The sequence below is a fragment of the Amycolatopsis sp. NPDC051716 genome (assembly GCF_040681595.1).
Taxonomy (GTDB): Bacteria; Actinomycetota; Actinomycetes; order Mycobacteriales; family Pseudonocardiaceae; genus Amycolatopsis.
Genome location: NZ_JBFAZA010000001.1, coordinates 274528 through 291053, shown reverse-complemented (window position 1 = coordinate 291053; position 16526 = coordinate 274528). Strand labels below are relative to the sequence as shown.

The window sequence follows — 16526 nt, the reverse complement described above, 5'->3', positions numbered from 1 at the left end:
CTGCGGGCGTCGAGCTGGTCAGCGCGATCCGGCCGTCTTCCCGTACCTCGACCTCGGCGTGTGCCGGACCCCCGAGCTGGTCGACCCCCTCGGTGCTTTGTCGCGTACGTCGTCGATCACGCATAGTTAGTGACCGTACAAAGTCGCAGGTCACAAACGTTTCCTACGAGGAAACCCAAGTCTGTACCCTGACGGCATGGACTCGATCGGCATCACGATCCGCCGGCTTCGCCGTTGGCGCGGCCTGTCCCTCGAACAGCTCGCCGGGTTGTCCGGCCTGTCCAAGGGCTACCTGTCCAAGATCGAGAACGAGCGCACAGCGATCGACAAGCGCTCAACCCTGGTCGCGATCGCCGGCGCGCTCCGCGTCAGCCTCTCCGACATCACCGGCGACGGGCTGGAGATCCGCGACCCGCAGGCCGACTCCGCCATCCCCGCCATCCGCGACGCCCTGCTGAGCACCGACCTCGACGGCACCGAGCCGCCGATCGGCGACCTCGCACAGCTGCTGTCCGAAACGCAGCTCGTCGCAGCCCTGCGGCAGGCGAACCAGGACGCCGAGGTCGGCGCCCGGCTCCCCGAACTGCTGTTGGCCCTGCACACCCACGTCGACAAGCCGGACGCGCTCCGCTCGCTCGTCACCGCCACCCACACCACGGCCCTGCTCACGAAGGGGCTCGGAGCGTTCGAGCTGGCCTGGATCGCCGCCGACCGTGGCCACGAGGCAGCGCAGCGGCTCGGCGAACCCGGCTGGATCGCCCTCGCCGAGTTCGCACGCACGCAGGCCCTGTCCGGTCTCGGCGCGCACAAGCGGGCATCCAAGCTCGCCGAACGGGCGTTGGACTACGTCCCGGCCGACGCCTACGACGTCCGCGGCGCGCTCACCCTCACCACCGGATACACCGAGTCGGTCCTGGGCGGCGACGCGACCGCGGCACTCGACGAGGCCGCCGGCCTGGCCGAGCACGTCGAGTACGGCAACCGGAACTTCCTGCTGTTCAGCCCGGCTAACGTGGTGCTCTGGCGCATCTCATCGGCCCTCGAACGTGGCGACCATGCCGAGGCCGCGCGGCTGGCAGCGACCGTTGATCCGGCCGAGTTGACTATCGACTCGCGCCGCACCACGTTCCTGATCGAACATGCCCGTGCGCTTTACGGCATCCGCCGGCCCGATGAGGAGGTGTTGGCGCTGCTCGTCCAGGCCGAGAAGCTGGGACACATCCGGACTCGGACGAATCCGTTCGTCCGGGAGATCATCTCCACGATGCTTGCCCGCGCTCGGCGAGAAGGTGTGGCTCGCGAAATCCGCGGCATGGCCGACCGGATGGGTCTGATTAAGACCGCTTAGCGCCGCTGAGGCCGTCTACGTCGCAGGCTTCGGAGCCTCAACTCGCAAGGGGCGGTCGCCGAAGGGTGGTGGCGGCGAGCACGCGCGCTTCCTCGAACTCGCCGGGGGCGGCGCTCGTAGATCACGTCATGTCGGGCAGGGACGTGCCAGCGGACGACGGCGTTGGGCTGGTCAGCGACGACGTAGGCGGTGGCGTTCGTCAGGCCGGGGGCGTCCATCTGCGTGCCTCAGCGCCGGTGCTGGGCAGACACTTCCCCTGTCTGCCCAGCGTGCGACTGAATGTAGAGCACGTGTTCGATGGCGGCAATCATGTGCGCAGCGGAGGTGCCGACAGGTGGGCGGCGGCCGATCGTCTAGTGATGCGGCGTGCCGAGGCGCTGCTGCGCCGACGCGTGCGTGTTTCGGGCGCCGTGTACACGCACATAGGCCGCATCAGGAGACCAGCCTGACCTAGCGTGGGCCTCATGATTGAAACCATGAAGCTGCTCGGTCCTTTCCTTAGTTCGACCGCTACCGTCATCCTTTTCCTCTGGGGTGACAGGATGCTGGTCAGATTGAAGAGAGGGCGGAAGGCTAGGCAGCGCCGCAGGCACCCCCTCGTGGTGCTTGCGCCGATCGACACCATCCGGCTCCCTCGTCAGGGCGAGATACGACGTTGGCAGTGACTGAGGCACGCGCCTCGAGAGCCTGTCTTGGTCAAACGACGCCCTGCCGCAACGGTAGCTCAAGCTAGGCGGTCGGCCATCCGTCTGTCGCGATGCGAGCACGCCAGTAGCTCGCGGCATCTTGGCCGCCCCGCATGGCGATGAATTCTTCCGTTCTGGTCGCCAAAGTTGCAGCAGGCGCCGTGCCTTCGACGTAGGACTCAAGCCCCAGTGAGAGGGCGCCGCCGCTCTGGAAGTCGGCGTACTCGCGCACGGACTGCACCACCGTGAAGCTGGCCGGGTTGCCGTGGACCAACGCGTTGCGGACGCGGTGACGGCGTGCTTCCAGCACCTTGCTCTCGGTTGTGTACTCCTCGATGAGGGTGCTGTAGATGGCGTGATCACTGACGCTCGCGAACATTCGCGTGATCCAGGCACGCTCGTGCTCCAAGCGGCATAGCGAGATGAAGTCGCCGGCTCGATCCGCGAGGAACAGGATCCACGGCTGCTTCGGATTACTCGAATACCATTCCGCGGTTAGCTCGTTGAGTAGCTCGTCGCGTCGACCGCCACCGAGCAGGCACATCTGTGCCGCACGCTCAAGGTCTGTAAACCACCGGGCGTGCGGCCAGCGCTCCCGTAGCAGGTTGAAGAGATCCTTCGGCTCCATCGCCGCGTGCGCCGCGACTTGCTGTACGACGCGGTCGGCGAGCGGTATCACGCTGCTGATGTCAGCTTCAGATGGCCTGCGCAACGCCATGTCACGGCTGAACGGGTGATCGGCAGTTGTCTGTACCTCAATGGCCGCAGCTAGGAATCGGGGGAGTTCCTCGCGGGCAAGTGCGTCTGCAATCCGTGGCCCATGCTTCTTGATCGCCTCGGCGGTGATATGTGCTCCGTAGTGGTCGTCGTGAAAGCCGGTCTCGCGCCTGGTGACTCCGACACCAAAGGAGCGGGGCTTCCCCGAGCGAATGAGGCCGTGCTGAGTAAGGTGTGGACGGACCCCGCCCGCGTTGTGGATCGCGACGTTCAGGATCGTGTTCACGATGTCGACGGCGCGCGCAACTGCACCGGCAGCCGTTGTGTCACCGAGGTCGACGCGCACCAGGAAGTCGACATCAGATACCTGATCCACCAGCTTTGCGACCTTGAACACGCCGCCGTGTTGGACGAGCTCCCGGAGCTCTGCCTTGTGCTCGAAGTCCTGCCCACCTGGCTCCGTGTTTGGTACTGCCCAGTGCGCATTGATGAACGACACGCGCCCTGCGGAGAGGCGGAGATCGACCCGGCCCTGGTATCCGAGCCAGACGACGATCGGCTCGACCTCGGCGGGTGTCCCTACGAAGGTGCGGGCGTTTGCAAGCCGATCTGCGAGCGGTGTGTCCTTCGTACCGACGGGAATTTCCTCAGGGTCTCGACCGTATGCAACGATCGAGACTAGATCGCGGAGCGTCTGCTCTGCGCTGAGGCCTCGCCGCCGCAACTGGTCGAACAGCAGTTCCGCGATCGGGCGGTACTCACGTCGGGCAAGGGTTCGATCTTGGGCCGTCGCGACCAGGTCGTCCCAGCTCGCGCGTACGGCTTGGTCCGAGTCGAGAGCCTTTAACAGGTTGCGGGCGGTCGAGAGCGCTTTCGTCCAGACGGCGTCGACACGAGTTCCAGGTGGCTGGCTGAGGACCGCCGAAGAGCTACCAGTGAGGTCCGCAAAGGCCGTCTCGAAGGCGACGAGCGGTCCAGCGATATACGTACCAAGCGATGAACTGACTGCACCCACCGACTCAGCGAGATCCTGTTGGAGCGAGGCTCGGTTGGCTTTATTCTTCCAGGCGTCGACGCCGCTGGCGAGTTCGACCCACTCAGCGATCTCCGCGACGATGACTGTGAGGGGCAGGACGGTGCTGGCGCCGTTGTGCCGATCGAGCGACGATACCAAAGACTTCAGCCAGTCAGGATCGTCCTCTGACCAGTGGTCGCTGACATTGTAGTCAATCATCATGGACGGTCAGTTCCCCTCGTAGTGGCGAGACGGATTCGCACCTTTGCTACCCGGTGATCAGGTGGGTTTGCGGACGAGGCCGGTGTAGGCGGCGATGGCGAGGGTGGCCAGGCCCCAGAGGAGGGCTTGGAGTGCCCAGAGGGTGGCGGTGAAGGTTTGGCCCCAGCCGGTGGTGGTGTCGAGGTCGCAGTGGGTGCGGATGCCAGTGGTGCCGAGTGGGAGTCCGCGGTCGATGCCGAGGCCGACGAGTTCGACGGGTGAGCAGGGTGTGCCGGGGTCGGCGGGTTTGGCGGGGGCGGGTGGCACGCGTTCCGCGGCGTGGTGGCCGGGGTGGGTGGTGACGTGTCCGGCGAGCAGGCTGAGTGTGGCGGCGAGGGTGAGGATGACGGCGAGGGCGGTGACGAGGCGGTGGGCTCGGTAGCCGTAGCGGCCGAGCCGGCCCCAGAGCGCATGTCGGCTGCGGGCGAGCTGGTTGCCCAGCGCATGAGGGGTGCGGCGGCGAAGTTCGTCTTGCTGGGTGATCAGCACTTCACGGGCGTTGTTGTCGTGGCCGGCGGCGCGCTCGGTCGCGGCGAGTTGCTGGAAGGGTTGGGGCCAGTAGGCGGGAGTGTGGTGGACCAGCAGGTGCAGCCATTGCCGCCACGAGATCTCCCCCAGCATGGGGTAGGTCAAGCCCTGGGCTGTGATAGTGCGGTCGCTGTTAGGGCAGCCACGGCGGTTCATCCCCTGCCGACCGGCCGAACACACCACCGCCAAAGGAAAGACGAGCACCTCAGTGATCTGCGCTTCTTGCAGTGCCAGGAGAGGGCCTGAACTGTCGTCCAGCCTGGACACCTGCAGCACAGCTTGGCCGCCGATCTGGGCACCGGCCAGCCGGATCGCGCCGAGTTCTCCGGTGCCGGTAATGGTGGCGTTGCGCATGAGCAGGTGGCTCTCGGTGCGGAGGCCGTCGGCGAGCAGTGCGGGGCCGGTGGTGTTGGTGATGGTGACTTGATCAAGTTCGAGTTGGCCGCCGATCCGGGCACCGGCCAGCCGGATCGCGCCGAGTTCTCCGGTGCCGGTAATGGTGGCGTCGTGCATGAGCAGGTCGCTGTCGGTGCGGAGGCCGTCGGCGGCCAATGCGGTGCCGGTGGTGTTGGTGATGGTGATGCGAATAAGTTCGAGTTGGCCGCCGATCCGGGCGTTGAGCAGCCGGATTGGGCCGAATTCACCGGTGCCGGTGATGATGACGTCCGGCAGCGCACACTGGTTCAAGTCCAGACCGGTGCCGGCGATGATGCGATCGAGGTCGAGCTCTCCGACGACTCGCACACCCACTATTCGAATCCCGCGGGGATCGAGGTGACCGTGCAGGCCGCGAAGCAGTTCGCGGAGCAGATCGGCTCGTATCCGCAGGTCAGGGTCGTCGGTGACCGCCAGCTCGTCAACCGTCATCGTGATGGCGGGTTTGAAGATCTCTCCGCAGCGCGCAGAGTTGATCACTTGATGTTCGAGCTCGGTCAGGTTGGTCAGCGTGAGTGAGGGCTGCGTCTCGTCCACACCACCACAGTAGATAACACGCTACGGAATGTGACATCTGATGGACCACCTCATCGCTGGCGCTTGCCCTTCGTGAGCATGCCTTGCTGCTCCGTGCCGGAGCTGTGCAGACACTTCCTGCCTGCACGTAGCCGAGATTGCCGCAGACGGGCGACAAAGTGGGCGACAATCGCGGAGGCCGTCGACGGTCATCGGTGGACGTCCACGGACACTGAAACGCGAGGTCACTGGGCGTCTGTCATGATCGAGAAGTTGTGATCTTGCCCTGATAACGAAGAGGTCCCAGGTTCAAGTCCTGGTAGGCCCACGCAACTCAAGCCCGGTTCGCTTCGCGGACCGGGCTTTTGCATGACCTGACTGACTTGTGGCGCCGGGCGAGCCGCCATGCTGTTCGCATGAGCAAATAGCTCCGTGTCGTTTCGGCAGGTTCGGGCTTAGCTTCGAGCAACGGCCAACGAACTGACCATCCCGCTCCTGCCCTGTCCTTCCATCGACGAGATCGCGTCGTTCTACGAGATGCTCGGCTTCGAGATCACCTATCGGCAGACGCGGCCGAACCCGCACGTCGCGGTGCGGCGGGAAGACATCAATCTGCACTTCTTCGGGATGGACGGCTACGACCCGGCGCAGTCGTACAGCACCTGCCTGGTCATCGTGGCGGACACCAACGAGTTGTACGAGGCCTTCGCGGCTGGGATGCGGTCCGTGCACGGAAAACGGCTCATCGCCGGCATTCCGCGCATGACCCGGCCGCGGCTGCGCAACGACCGGTACACCGGGTTCACCGTCGTCGATCCGGGCGGCAACTGGATCCGGATCCACCAGGCCACCACGGAACCCGAGGCGCAGACCAAGCTCGCCAAAGCCTTGGAGAACGCCGCGAGGCAGGCGGATGCGCGCGGCGACGAACGCCAGGGGCTGAAGATCCTGGAAGGCGCGTTGAAGCGGGCGACCGGCGACGAACCGGAGTTTCAGGCGGTGCAGGAGTACCGCGACGAGCTCATTGCGCGGATCAACGGGGTCTGAGCCGCCTCCAGCTTTCTATCCGCCGTTCCGAGGAGGTGTCACCGGGCAAACGCCGGCCGCCAGCCACTTCTCCCGTAGGTCCGAGGGAATGGTCAAGGCGGTCGGCTGCCCGTTGGTCAGCGTGCGCACGCTTCCGCCCAAGAGGAGGCTGCCGGCCTTGTCGAGCACTGTCGTGGCCACCCGGCTGCGGTCTTCCGAGCGCTCGAGCAGCCGCATCACGCGGGCGCCGGCGCCTACCGTGCGGACCCACGCGCGCGAGTGCGGTACCTCGAGCCAGTCGGCGACCTGCGGGGTGACGACCTGGCGGACCATCGCCGCGACCACGCCGTCGAACGCTTTGCCGGGCACCAAGTTCTCGTAGAGGCGCAGCAGGTTGCGGGTGAGCTCGATTCCTTCGGCCGACGGGCCGTAACTCGCCTCGACGAGCCGTGCGTTCAGTGCCTCAGCCTCGGCGAGGGTCTCGGGCATGGCGTCGGCCGGGATGCCGAGGAGGGCGCCGGTCACCCGCCACACGTAGTAGTAGTCCTCGGCTTCGCGGTCGGTGACGGAGATGCCGATCCGGCGCATTCCGTCGATGACCTGCACGGAAAAGATGAGCAATGCGCCCAGCATGTCCTGCTGGCACAACGGCACGCCGTCCGCCTCGATGTCCCATTCGCCGGATCGGGTGATGAAATGACGGACGGCGGCGTGGATCAACCGGGTCTTCTGGATCGTCGGCACGAAACTGCCGCCGGAGCCGAACGGGTTGTGGCCCATCAGGTGCAGCACGAACTGCGACGTCTCCGACAGGCGGCGATGGGGCTGGTTGAGCCGGTGCGTGAGCGACAGCACGCGCGATGGCCGTGGCTGGGCGTAGCAGTTGACCATCGCGCCGAACGACAGCACCGACGCGACGTGCACCCCGTCGTCCACGAAGAACTCGTACGCGGCCGCGATCCGGTCGAGATCGGCCCACTCCGGCGGGGCGTCCGTGGCCACGAGATACCGGCGCACCGGCTCGGGGAGGTCCTCGGGCACCGGCTGGTCGTTGTCCCGGAACCGGGCCAGCACCTCGTTGACCGCGCCGGTCGTACCGCCGGCCACCAAGTCGGCGATCACCGCGTCGGCCAGCGGATCACCTTGGTACTTCAGCGCTTCGACGGCGGTCAGTGCGGTCGCCTTCGTGTTCTGCGTTTCTGGCACGCACCCAGCCTCAGCCGGGTCTCGAGCCCGGCGCTAGCGCTGTTCGGGCACGGTAGTGCCTCTACGGACTGATCCATTCGATCACCGAGTGTGACCGCGAGATACAGGTCAGCCCTGCCGGGAAGAGAAGTCCGGCAGGGCTGAGCGGTCACGGTCGATGTGCCGCACGGTCGCCTCTCGGCGAGTGGCTCATCGCGGCTCCAGCCTGACGGAACTCCGCGAAGGCGATGGGGTGAGGCCCGGGGGACACGGTGGGCACACCGACCACTCTGTACAACCAGACGCCCCCGGTAGGTATTTCCGGCACGTGTGACGTGCGTTACCAGTGGTTCCACGTGGAACCAAGAGGGCCCGTCACCCGCGCGCAGCTGTGCAGTAACATCGCGGAGTAAGGGAAGCAAGCTGAGAAGGGGGCTTCGGTGAAGAAGCTGCTGGCACTCGCCGTCATCGCGGGCGGCGTCCTGTTCGTCGTCAAGCGCAACAAGGCGGCCAAGGCCGAGGCCGACCTCTGGCGTGAGGCGACCGCGCCGGTCCCCTCCACCAACGGCACCACTCCGGCCAAGCCGGCGGGCGCTTCCCACAACTGATCTTCACCCCGCGGGCGGCGCGCCGCCCGCGTCCGGGGCTGTAGCTCAATTGGTAGAGCACCGCCTTTGCAAGGCGGGGGTCAGGGGTTCGATTCCCCTCAGCTCCACACTCGAAGACCACACAAGCCCAGGTCGGGCCGGTTCCGCCGACCTGGGCTTTGTCGTACCAGTCAGCGGACGCCGGTCCGGGCGAGCCAGGCCACCCAGACGTGGAGGGCCGCGGACACCAGCGCCAGCAGCGCGATCCGATAGGCGCCGATCCCGCCGGTCAGGTTGTAAGCGACCACGGACGCCAAGGGAACCAACATCGCGGCCAGGACGATCGGCCGCTTCGGCCGCAGCCGCGTCATGCTCAGGGCGAGCAGCGTAACCAAGAGCGTCCCGGCGACGGTCGCCAGAAAAATCTCTGCGCCCCGGATCAGCTGGCCGAGCGAGCAGAACGGGTTGCCGGTGGCGCACACATACGTGCCGGCCATCGCGGTCCAGAAGACGCCGGTACCGGCGCCGGTGACCGCGCCGATCACCGCCGCCGCGACCAGCGTGCGCGGGTCCGCCCGCGGCGGGGTCGATGCCACCATCGGTCCTCCTGGACGCTGTCGAAGGAAGCGCCTCGACGGACTTTAGAGCTACCGGGTCAGGTTCGTGTCAGGTCGGTGTCAGGCCGGCCTTCGACAGTGGCTCTCATGACAGACCTGGCGATCACGGCCTCCGGACTGCGGAAGGCCTACCAAGACAAAACCGTCCTCGACGGCGTGGACCTCGAAGTCGAGGCCGGAACGATTTTCTCCCTGCTCGGCCCGAACGGGGCCGGCAAGACCACGGCCGTCAACGTCCTCACCATCCAGACGAAAGCCGACGGTGGCACGGTTCGCGTCGCCGGGCACGACGTGGCCACCGAGGCCAAGGCCGTGCGGGCGGCGATCGGTGTCACCGGGCAGTTCGCCGCCGTCGATGAACTGCTCACCGGGCAGGAAAACCTGCAGCTGATGGTCGACCTGAACCGGCGTGGCGGGGGCAAGAAAACCGTCGCCGAGCTGCTGGAGCGCTTCGACCTCACCGAGGCGGCGCGCAAGCCCGCGTCGACCTACTCCGGGGGGATGCGCCGGAAGCTCGACCTCGCCATGACGCTCGTCGGCCGGCCACGGATCATCTTCCTCGACGAGCCGACGACCGGCCTCGACCCGCGCAGCCGCCGGACCATGTGGGCCATCATCCGCGACCTCGTCGCCGACGGGGTGACTGTCTTCCTCACCACCCAGTACCTCGAAGAGGCCGATCAGCTCGCCGACCGCATCGCCGTGCTCGACCAGGGCCGGCTGGTCGCCCAGGGCACGGCCGACGAACTCAAGCGCCGAGTTCCCGGCACCCACGTCCGGCTCCGGTTCACCACCGCCGGCGAGCTCGACGCGGCCGCGCGCATCCTCACCGACGCCAGCCGGGACGACGAGGCCATGGCCCTGCGCGTGCCCAGCGACGGCGGCACGAAATCGCTCCGGTCCCTTTTGGACAGACTCGACGAATACGCGCTCAGCGCCGAAGAGCTCTCCGTCCACACCCCCGATCTCGACGACGTCTTCCTCGCCCTGACGGGCCACGCCACGGAGGTTCCCGCGAAATGAAGTCCCACTCGATGGTGATGCTGCGCCGCAACTTCAAGCACATCGCCCGGAATCCGATGTCGATCTTCAACGCGATCGTGATGCCGGTCGTGATCATGCTGATGTTCGTCTACATGTTCGGGGACGCCTTCAACGTCGGCGTGAACTACGTCGACTACGCGACGCCGGGACTGATGCTGCTGGCCGTCTGCTACGGGCTGGGAGCCACCGCGATCGCCGTCAACTCCGACATGACCAAGGGCATCATCAACCGGTTCAAGGTCATGGACGTCTCCCGCGGCGCGGTGCTGACCGGGCACGTCGTCGCCAGTGTGCTGACCAACCTGGTCGCCATCGCGGCCCTCCTGGGCGTGGCCTTCCTGCTCGGGTTCGAGCCGGCGGCGGGGTTCCTCGACTGGCTCGGCGCGGCCGGTGTCGTCGTGCTGCTCGGGTTCGCGACCGGCTGGCTCACGATCGCGCTGGGCCTGGCGGCGAAGACCCCGGAAACGGCCGGCCTGGCTTCGGTGCCGCTGATCATGCTCCCGTTCTTCAGCAGCGCGATCGTGCCGGCGGACAAGATGGGCCCCGGCCTCAAGCAGTTCGCCGAGTACCAGCCGTTCACGCCGATCATCGAAACCCTGCGCGGGCTGCTCAACGGCACACCGGCCACCGGCACGCTGATCGCCGCCCTCGCGTGGTGCGCCGGGATCGCCGTCGTCGGCTACCTGTGGGCGTCCGCCACCTTCAAGAAGCGAGCGTGACCTTGGCCAGCTCCGGCCAGCTCGCTCCCGACCCCGCCCGCGTCGCCTCGGTGAACCCCACGTCACCGAGGCGACGCCGGGCGGCTTCCCCGATCCGGGCCACGTCCGGGTGCGACCGGTCCGGCAGGCCCCGGACGCCCGCGCTCGCCCCGAGCAGCCGCGCGGCCTGCTCGTCCTGTCCGGTGCGCAGCGCGAGGTCCGCGAGGCCGACGAGGACCTGCGAGATCGTCAGCGGGTGGCCCGTCTCGGTGGCCGCGTCGAACGCCGCCGCGCGGTGGGCCCGGGCCTCGCCGAGGTCCTCGGTGAGGTACCCGAGCAGGTCCTGGATCACGGCCTGGACGTTCGCGCGCTGGACGTCGTCGCCCATCATCGACGTCGCGACGTCGAGCTGGCGATGCGCCTGGGCGGTGTCGCCGCTCCAGCGGGCGAGTTCCGCCTTGGCCAGCGCCAGCTCGGCCAGCGCGTTCGGCCAGGCCACGCGCTCCGCGGCCCGCTGGGCCCCGGCCAAGGCGGCCGCGCTCGCCTGCTCGTCGTCCAGCAGCCAGTACAGCTGGGCCTGCCGCGCCCGCATCCGGACGACGTCCTCGATGGCGCCGACCTCGGTCACGACGTCGACGGCCTGCTCGTAGTACTGGCACGCTTCGGCGAACTCGCCGCGCACGGCGATGCGGTCCGCCAGCTCGGTCAGGGCGAACGACGTGCCCCACCGCTCGCCGAGCGCGCGGAACTCCGCGACGGCTGTCTCGAGGAGTGCGTCCGCGGCCTGGTCGCCGTGACCGAACTGGATGCGCATCTTGCCCAGCTGCAACCGGGCCACCGCACGCACCCACGGGTCCTCGTCGGCGAGCAGCGGTTCGAACGCCGACAGCGCCGCGTCCGGCCCGTGCAGCAGGCGCTCCAGGGAGCCGGCGAAGCGCAACGCCAGCCGCGGGTTTTCGACGCCGAGGCTGATCTCGTACGCCTTGCGGATCCACTCCTCCGCGCGGTACTCGTCACTCTGCTGCCCGGCCGTCACGAACTGGACGACGAACGTGTACACCACGCCGCGGATCTCGTCCGGCACCTCACCGGGCACGGCCGTGGCCGCCATGACCAGCTCGTTGCCCTCCGCCCGGTGCCCGGCGAGCCACCAGTACCAGCCGGCGGTCGCCGCGAGCCGCATCGCCTCCGCCGCTTCGCCCGCCGCGATCGCCCCGCGCATCGCGGCGGTGAGGTTGTCGTGCTCCGCCTCGAGCGTGGCGAGCCACGTCAGCTGCTCGGCGCGCCGCAGGTGCGGCTCCGCCGTCTCGGCGAGTTCGGTGAAGTACGCGAGGTGGGCGCGCCGGGCGACGTCCGCCTCGCCCGCCTCCGCGAGCCGCTGCTGGGCGTATTCCTTGATGGTGCCGAGCATGCGGTAGCGCGGTGCCTCGTCGCCCACGACGACGACCAGCGACTTGTCGGTCAACGAGGTCAGCAGGTCGAGCACCTCGGTCGAGTCGTCGCCGCACACCCGCTCGGCCGCTTCCAGGCTCGCCCCGCCGGAGAACACCGACAGCCGGCGCAGCACGAGGCGTTCGGCGTCGGAGAGCAGTTCCCAGCTCCAGTCGATCACCGCGCGCAGCGTGCGGTGCCGCGGGAGTGCGGTCCGGCTGCCGCCGGTCAGCAGGCGGAACCGGTCGTCGAGCCGGTGGGCGAGCTGGTCGAGCGACATCGTGCGCAGGCGCGCCGCGGCGAGCTCGATGGCCAGCGGCATCCCGTCCAGCGCGCGGCAGACGCGCGCCAGGGTGCGGAGGTCCACCGCGAGGTCCTTGCGCACCGCGCCGGCCCGGTCCCGCAGCAGCCGGACGGCCGGGGCGGCCTCGATTTCGGCCGGATCCGCGTTCTCCGCGGGCAGGGCCAGGGGCGCGACCTGCCACAGCGCTTCACCGGTGATGCCGAGCGGCTCCCGGCTCGTCGCGAGGATCCGCAGCCGGCGGCACTCGCCGAGCACCCGGTGCGCGAAGGCCGCCGCGGACTCGATGACGTGTTCGCAGTTGTCCAGGACCAGCAGCATCGAACGTTCCCGCAGGGCGGCGATGACCCGGTCCGTCGGCTCGGCGTCCGGTGCCTCGCCGACGAGCGAGTCCCGCAGCTTGAGCGCGCCGAGCGTCGCCTGGGCCACGTCGTCGCCGGCGCCGATCCCGGCCAGCTCGACCAGCCACGCGCCGTCCGGCAGGTCGCCGAGCAGCGTGCGCGCGGTTTCCGTGGCCTGCCTGGTCTTCCCCGAACCGCCCGGCCCGATCAGCGTGGTGAGCCGGTGTTCGGTGACGAGTTCGCGGACCGCGGTGACGTCGGCGTCCTTGCCGACGTAGCTGGTCAGCTCGGCCCGCAGGTTGGTCTTCCGGCTCTCTTCCCGCCGGCCCAGCTCGCCGCGCAGCAGCGCGACGTGCACTTCGGACAGCTCCGGCGACGGGTCGACGCCGAGGGAGTCGGCCAGGGTTTCCCGCGTGCGCTCGTACACGAGCAGCGCTTCGGTGTCGCGGCCGGTCGCGACGAGCGCGCGCATCAACGCGGCGACGAGCCGTTCCCGCATCGGGTGCGCGGCGACCAGGTCGGTCAGCTCGGTGACCAGCTCCGCGCCGTGGCCGAGCCGGGCCTCCGCGTCGAACCGGTCCTCCAAGGCGGCCAGGCGCAGCCCTTCGAGCCGGGTGACCGCGGCCGCGAACGCCGCGCTTTCCGGCAGTTCGACGTCCTGCATGGCCGGACCGCGCCAGAGGGCGAGTGCCTCGCGCAGCCGGCGCGGATCGTCTTCCTGGCGTGCCTGGCCGACGAGGTGTTCGAAGCGCACGGCGTCGACGTCCTCGGGTGCCACCACCAGCCGGTAGCCGGTCGGCCGGCCGTCGACCGACCCTTCGGGCAGGGCCTTGCGCAGCCGGGAAACCAGGCGCTGCAGGGCATTCGGCGCTTCGGCGGGCGGGTGCTCACCCCAGATCCAGTCGACGAGCGTCCCCTTCGGGACCACTTGGCCCGGCTCGAGCGCGAGCGCGACCAGCAGCCCGCGCAGCCGGGCGCCGGGCACGTCGGCGAGCACGCCGTCGGCCGTGCGCACTTCGAAGGGCCCCAGGATCCCGATCTGCACGCGGCCGATCTTGCCACGGGCGGTGGTGTCCGAGGCGTGTCAGGCCCGTGTCAGCCCGCTCGGCGATCGTCGTCGGCACCCACCACGAAAGGAACGCCGATGAGCCAGACGGCCGACGTCCCGCACGGACTCCCCATGGACCGCGACGCGGGACCCTTCGACCCGCCGAGCGCGCTCACCCGGCTCCGCGACGCCCGCCCGGTCAGCCCGCTGGTGTTCCCCGACGGCCACGAGGGCTGGCTCGTCAGCGGCTACGAAGAGGTCCGGCAGATGATGGCCGACACGCGGTTCAGCTCCCGGCTGGACCTCGACGTCATCCACGTGCCGTACGAGACGGGGATGCCCGCCGCCACCGAGCCGTCCCCGCCGATGCCGGGCATGTTCGTCGCCATGGACCCGCCGGACCACAGCCGGCTGCGCCGGAAGCTCACCGGCGCCTTCACCGTCAAGCGGATGAAGCAGCTGGAGGAGCACATCGGCGACGTCGTCGAGCGGCAGCTGGACCACCTGGCCCGGCTGGCCCCGCCGGTCGACCTGGTCAAGGAGTTCGCGCTCCCGGTGCCCTCGCTGGTGATCTGCGAGCTGCTCGGCGTGCCCTACGCGGATCGGGACACCTTCCAGGCGAACTCGGCCCAGTTCATGCTCCGGGAGCAGACGCTCGAGGAGAAGATGGGCGCGTACGTCGCGCTGAACACGTACCTGTCCGAACTGGTCACGAGCAAGCGCGCCGAACCCGGCGAGGACATCCTGTCCGACCTGGCCCGCCACGACGACCTCACCATCGAAGAGCTGACCGGCGCGGCGTTCCTGCTGCTGCTCGCGGGCCACGAGACGACGGCCAACATGCTGTCACTGGGCACGTTCGCGCTGCTGCGGCACCCCGAGCAGTGCGCCGAACTGCGCGCCGACGCGGAACTGCTGCCCGGCGCGGTGGAAGAACTGCTGCGCTACCTGTCCGTGGCCGACATCTTCTTCCGCTACGCCACGGAGGACCTCGAGCTCGGCGGCGAAACCATCACCAAGGGCTCGACGGTCGTCGTCTCGCTGCTGGCGGCCAACCACGACCCCCGGCGCTTCGAAAACCCGGACACGCTCGACATCCACCGCAACGCCCGCGGCCTCCTGTCCTTCGGCCACGGCGTCCACCAGTGCCTCGGCCAGCAACTGGCCCGCATCGAGATGCGCGCCGGCTTCGAAGGCCTGCTGCGCCGCTTCCCGGCCCTGGCGCTGGCCGTCCCGGCCGAGGAGGTGAAGCTGCGCACGGACATGAACATCTACGGCGTCCACGAGCTGCCGGTCACGTGGACCGCAGGAAGCTGAGCACCGCGTCCCGCCCCGCGTGGCCGCGCTCGCGGTTCTGGATCGAATGCGACTCGCCCGGCACGATCACCAACTGCCCGTGCGGGGCGCGGGCCGCTTCCTCGCGCGCCCACTCCAGCGGCGTCGACAGGTCCCGGTCGCCGTTGAGCAACAGCACCGGGACGTCCGGCAGCCGCGAAGACGGGTTCGACGCCGGGCGTTCCGCCGGCCAGGGGAGGCAGCTCTGGATGAACCCCTGCTGCGTCGCCACGCCGGTCGTGTACGGCCAGGTCGCCGACTCCGGGAGCGTGCGCGCGGCCAGCGACAGCAGCGGACGGCGGAGCGCGAGCGGGGTCGCCGCGGTGCCCCACGGGAAACGTCCGTCCGCGCACAGCGTCGCCGCGTGGAGGCCGGCGCTGAACGCCGCCGGGTCGTCGCCGCCGGACTTGTAGGCCTCCAGCAGACCGTCGAGGCGAGCGGGGGCGCCGCCGCGGGCTTCGTGAAGGGCGCCGATGATGTCGCCCGCCGCCGGAGCGCGGTACGTCGGGTCGGCGAACTCGTACGACACCACCGTGTCGAAGATCCGCACGCCGTCCGCCGTGCCGCGGTGGCGGACCACCCACGCCAAGTCCTCGGCCGGGTCGAAACCGCAGGCCGGAGCCACCGCGCACGCCGCGCGCAGCACGCGCGCCTCCGCCGTCAGCCCGGTCAGGTACAGCGAAGCCGACGCCGTCGTGTGGTGCGGCAGCACCGAATCGAGGATCACCTTGCTGACGTGCTCCGGGTGCGCGATCGCGTACCGGGCCGCCGTGAAGGAGCCGTACGAGACGCCGTCGACGACCAGCTTCGGCACGCCCAGTGCCTGCCGGAGCTGGTCGAAGTCCGCCACGCTCTGGTCGGTCGAATACAGCGGTGCCGTGTCGCCGAGGATGCGCGCGCACTCCCGCACCGCGCCGGCCGACGGGGTCGCGATGTCCGAACTGCCCATCTCCGCCTGCAGACCGGGACACCGCAACGCCCCCGACGGCCCGGTACCGCGCTGGTCGAGCATGACGATCCGGTAGTCCTGCGCGACTTCGGGCAGCCGCAGCTTGGCGATCCGCGTGATGGTGCCGACGCCGCCCTGCCCGGGGCCGCCGGTGAGGAACAGCAGGACGCCCTTGGGCGCGTTCGCGTTGTCCGCGGTCGCCACCGGCAGGGCGAGCGTGCCCGCCACGCGGCCGGTGTGGTCGAGCGGGACGGTCAGGGTCGAGCACGTGAAGCCCGGCTGCCCGGGACACGGGTGCGGATCCGCCAGCGCCGGTCGTCCCCCGGGACGCGCGTCGGCCACGGCCACCCCGCCGAGTGCGGTGGTCAGCGCCAGGACCAGCCCGGCGGTCAGCATCTTCGAGCGCATGGGGTGCATCATGCGCACACCGGCGCGGAACCCGCATACCCCCGAAAGGG

Annotated in this window: 12 protein-coding genes and 1 tRNA gene; 7 read left to right on the top strand and 6 right to left on the bottom strand. The window is 69.1% G+C overall.

What is annotated here, in order from left to right:
* Positions 1-196 precede the first annotated feature (196 nt).
* On the top strand, positions 197-1348 hold the full coding sequence (locus AB0M30_RS01450; protein WP_364578448.1) for a helix-turn-helix transcriptional regulator: 1152 nt from the start codon (positions 197-199) through the stop codon (positions 1346-1348).
* Positions 1349-2077: 729 nt separating this feature from the next.
* Here AB0M30_RS01450 and AB0M30_RS01445 read toward each other — a convergent pair.
* A complete protein-coding gene (locus AB0M30_RS01445) occupies positions 2078-3988 on the bottom strand; it encodes a hypothetical protein (protein ID WP_364578445.1) in 1911 nt (636 codons plus the stop codon).
* Positions 3989-4045: 57 nt separating this feature from the next.
* Positions 4046-5527 (bottom strand): hypothetical protein, encoded by a 1482-nt coding sequence (locus tag AB0M30_RS01440; protein ID WP_364578443.1) that lies wholly within the window; start codon positions 5525-5527, stop codon positions 4046-4048.
* Positions 5528-6043: 516 nt separating this feature from the next.
* Between AB0M30_RS01440 and AB0M30_RS01435 the strand changes: the two genes are divergently transcribed.
* Positions 6044-6553 (top strand): hypothetical protein, encoded by a 510-nt coding sequence (locus AB0M30_RS01435; protein ID WP_364578440.1) that lies wholly within the window; start codon positions 6044-6046, stop codon positions 6551-6553.
* A gap of 15 nt (positions 6554-6568) precedes the next feature.
* Here the strand turns inward: AB0M30_RS01435 and AB0M30_RS01430 are convergent, their stop codons facing one another.
* The gene (locus AB0M30_RS01430) at positions 6569-7738 is read right to left on the bottom strand and encodes an oxygenase MpaB family protein (RefSeq protein WP_364578437.1); all 1170 of its coding nucleotides are present in this window, start codon (positions 7736-7738) and stop codon (positions 6569-6571) included.
* A 419-nt stretch (positions 7739-8157) separates the two neighbouring features.
* Here AB0M30_RS01430 and AB0M30_RS01425 point away from each other — a divergent pair, with 419 nt between their 5' ends.
* On the top strand, positions 8158-8325 hold the full coding sequence (locus AB0M30_RS01425; RefSeq protein ID WP_003100602.1) for a DLW-39 family protein: 168 nt from the start codon (positions 8158-8160) through the stop codon (positions 8323-8325).
* Between the two features lie 34 nt (positions 8326-8359).
* A tRNA-Ala gene (locus AB0M30_RS01420) sits at positions 8360-8432 on the top strand.
* A 63-nt stretch (positions 8433-8495) separates the two neighbouring features.
* Here the strand turns inward: AB0M30_RS01420 and AB0M30_RS01415 are convergent.
* Positions 8496-8903, bottom strand: a complete 408-nt coding sequence (locus tag AB0M30_RS01415; protein ID WP_364578434.1) for a hypothetical protein — start codon at positions 8901-8903, stop codon at positions 8496-8498.
* Positions 8904-9008: 105 nt separating this feature from the next.
* On the opposite strand from AB0M30_RS01415, the gene AB0M30_RS01410 reads away from it, so the two are divergent.
* Together AB0M30_RS01410 and AB0M30_RS01405 are read left to right on the top strand one after the other, a co-directional pair.
* Positions 9009-9944: an ATP-binding cassette domain-containing protein gene (locus AB0M30_RS01410; protein ID WP_364578431.1), complete on the top strand. Its 936-nt coding sequence runs from the start codon at positions 9009-9011 to the stop codon at positions 9942-9944.
* Complete coding sequence (locus AB0M30_RS01405) at positions 9941-10684, top strand: ABC transporter permease (RefSeq protein WP_103338182.1); 744 nt, start codon at positions 9941-9943, stop codon at positions 10682-10684. Before AB0M30_RS01410 ends, AB0M30_RS01405 begins: the two co-directional genes overlap by 4 nt.
* Here the strand turns inward: AB0M30_RS01405 and AB0M30_RS01400 are convergent.
* The gene (locus AB0M30_RS01400; protein ID WP_364578427.1) at positions 10668-13781 is read right to left on the bottom strand and encodes a BTAD domain-containing putative transcriptional regulator; all 3114 of its coding nucleotides are present in this window, start codon (positions 13779-13781) and stop codon (positions 10668-10670) included. The two genes, AB0M30_RS01405 and AB0M30_RS01400, sit on opposite strands and share 17 nt — an antisense overlap.
* Positions 13782-13880: 99 nt before the next feature.
* On the opposite strand from AB0M30_RS01400, the gene AB0M30_RS01395 reads away from it, so the two are divergent.
* Positions 13881-15101, top strand: a complete 1221-nt coding sequence (locus AB0M30_RS01395; protein WP_364578425.1) for a cytochrome P450 — start codon at positions 13881-13883, stop codon at positions 15099-15101.
* Here AB0M30_RS01395 and AB0M30_RS01390 read toward each other — a convergent pair.
* On the bottom strand, positions 15079-16476 hold the full coding sequence (locus tag AB0M30_RS01390; RefSeq protein WP_364578423.1) for an alpha/beta fold hydrolase: 1398 nt from the start codon (positions 16474-16476) through the stop codon (positions 15079-15081). The genes AB0M30_RS01395 and AB0M30_RS01390 overlap by 23 nt on opposite strands.
* Positions 16477-16526 lie beyond the last annotated feature (50 nt).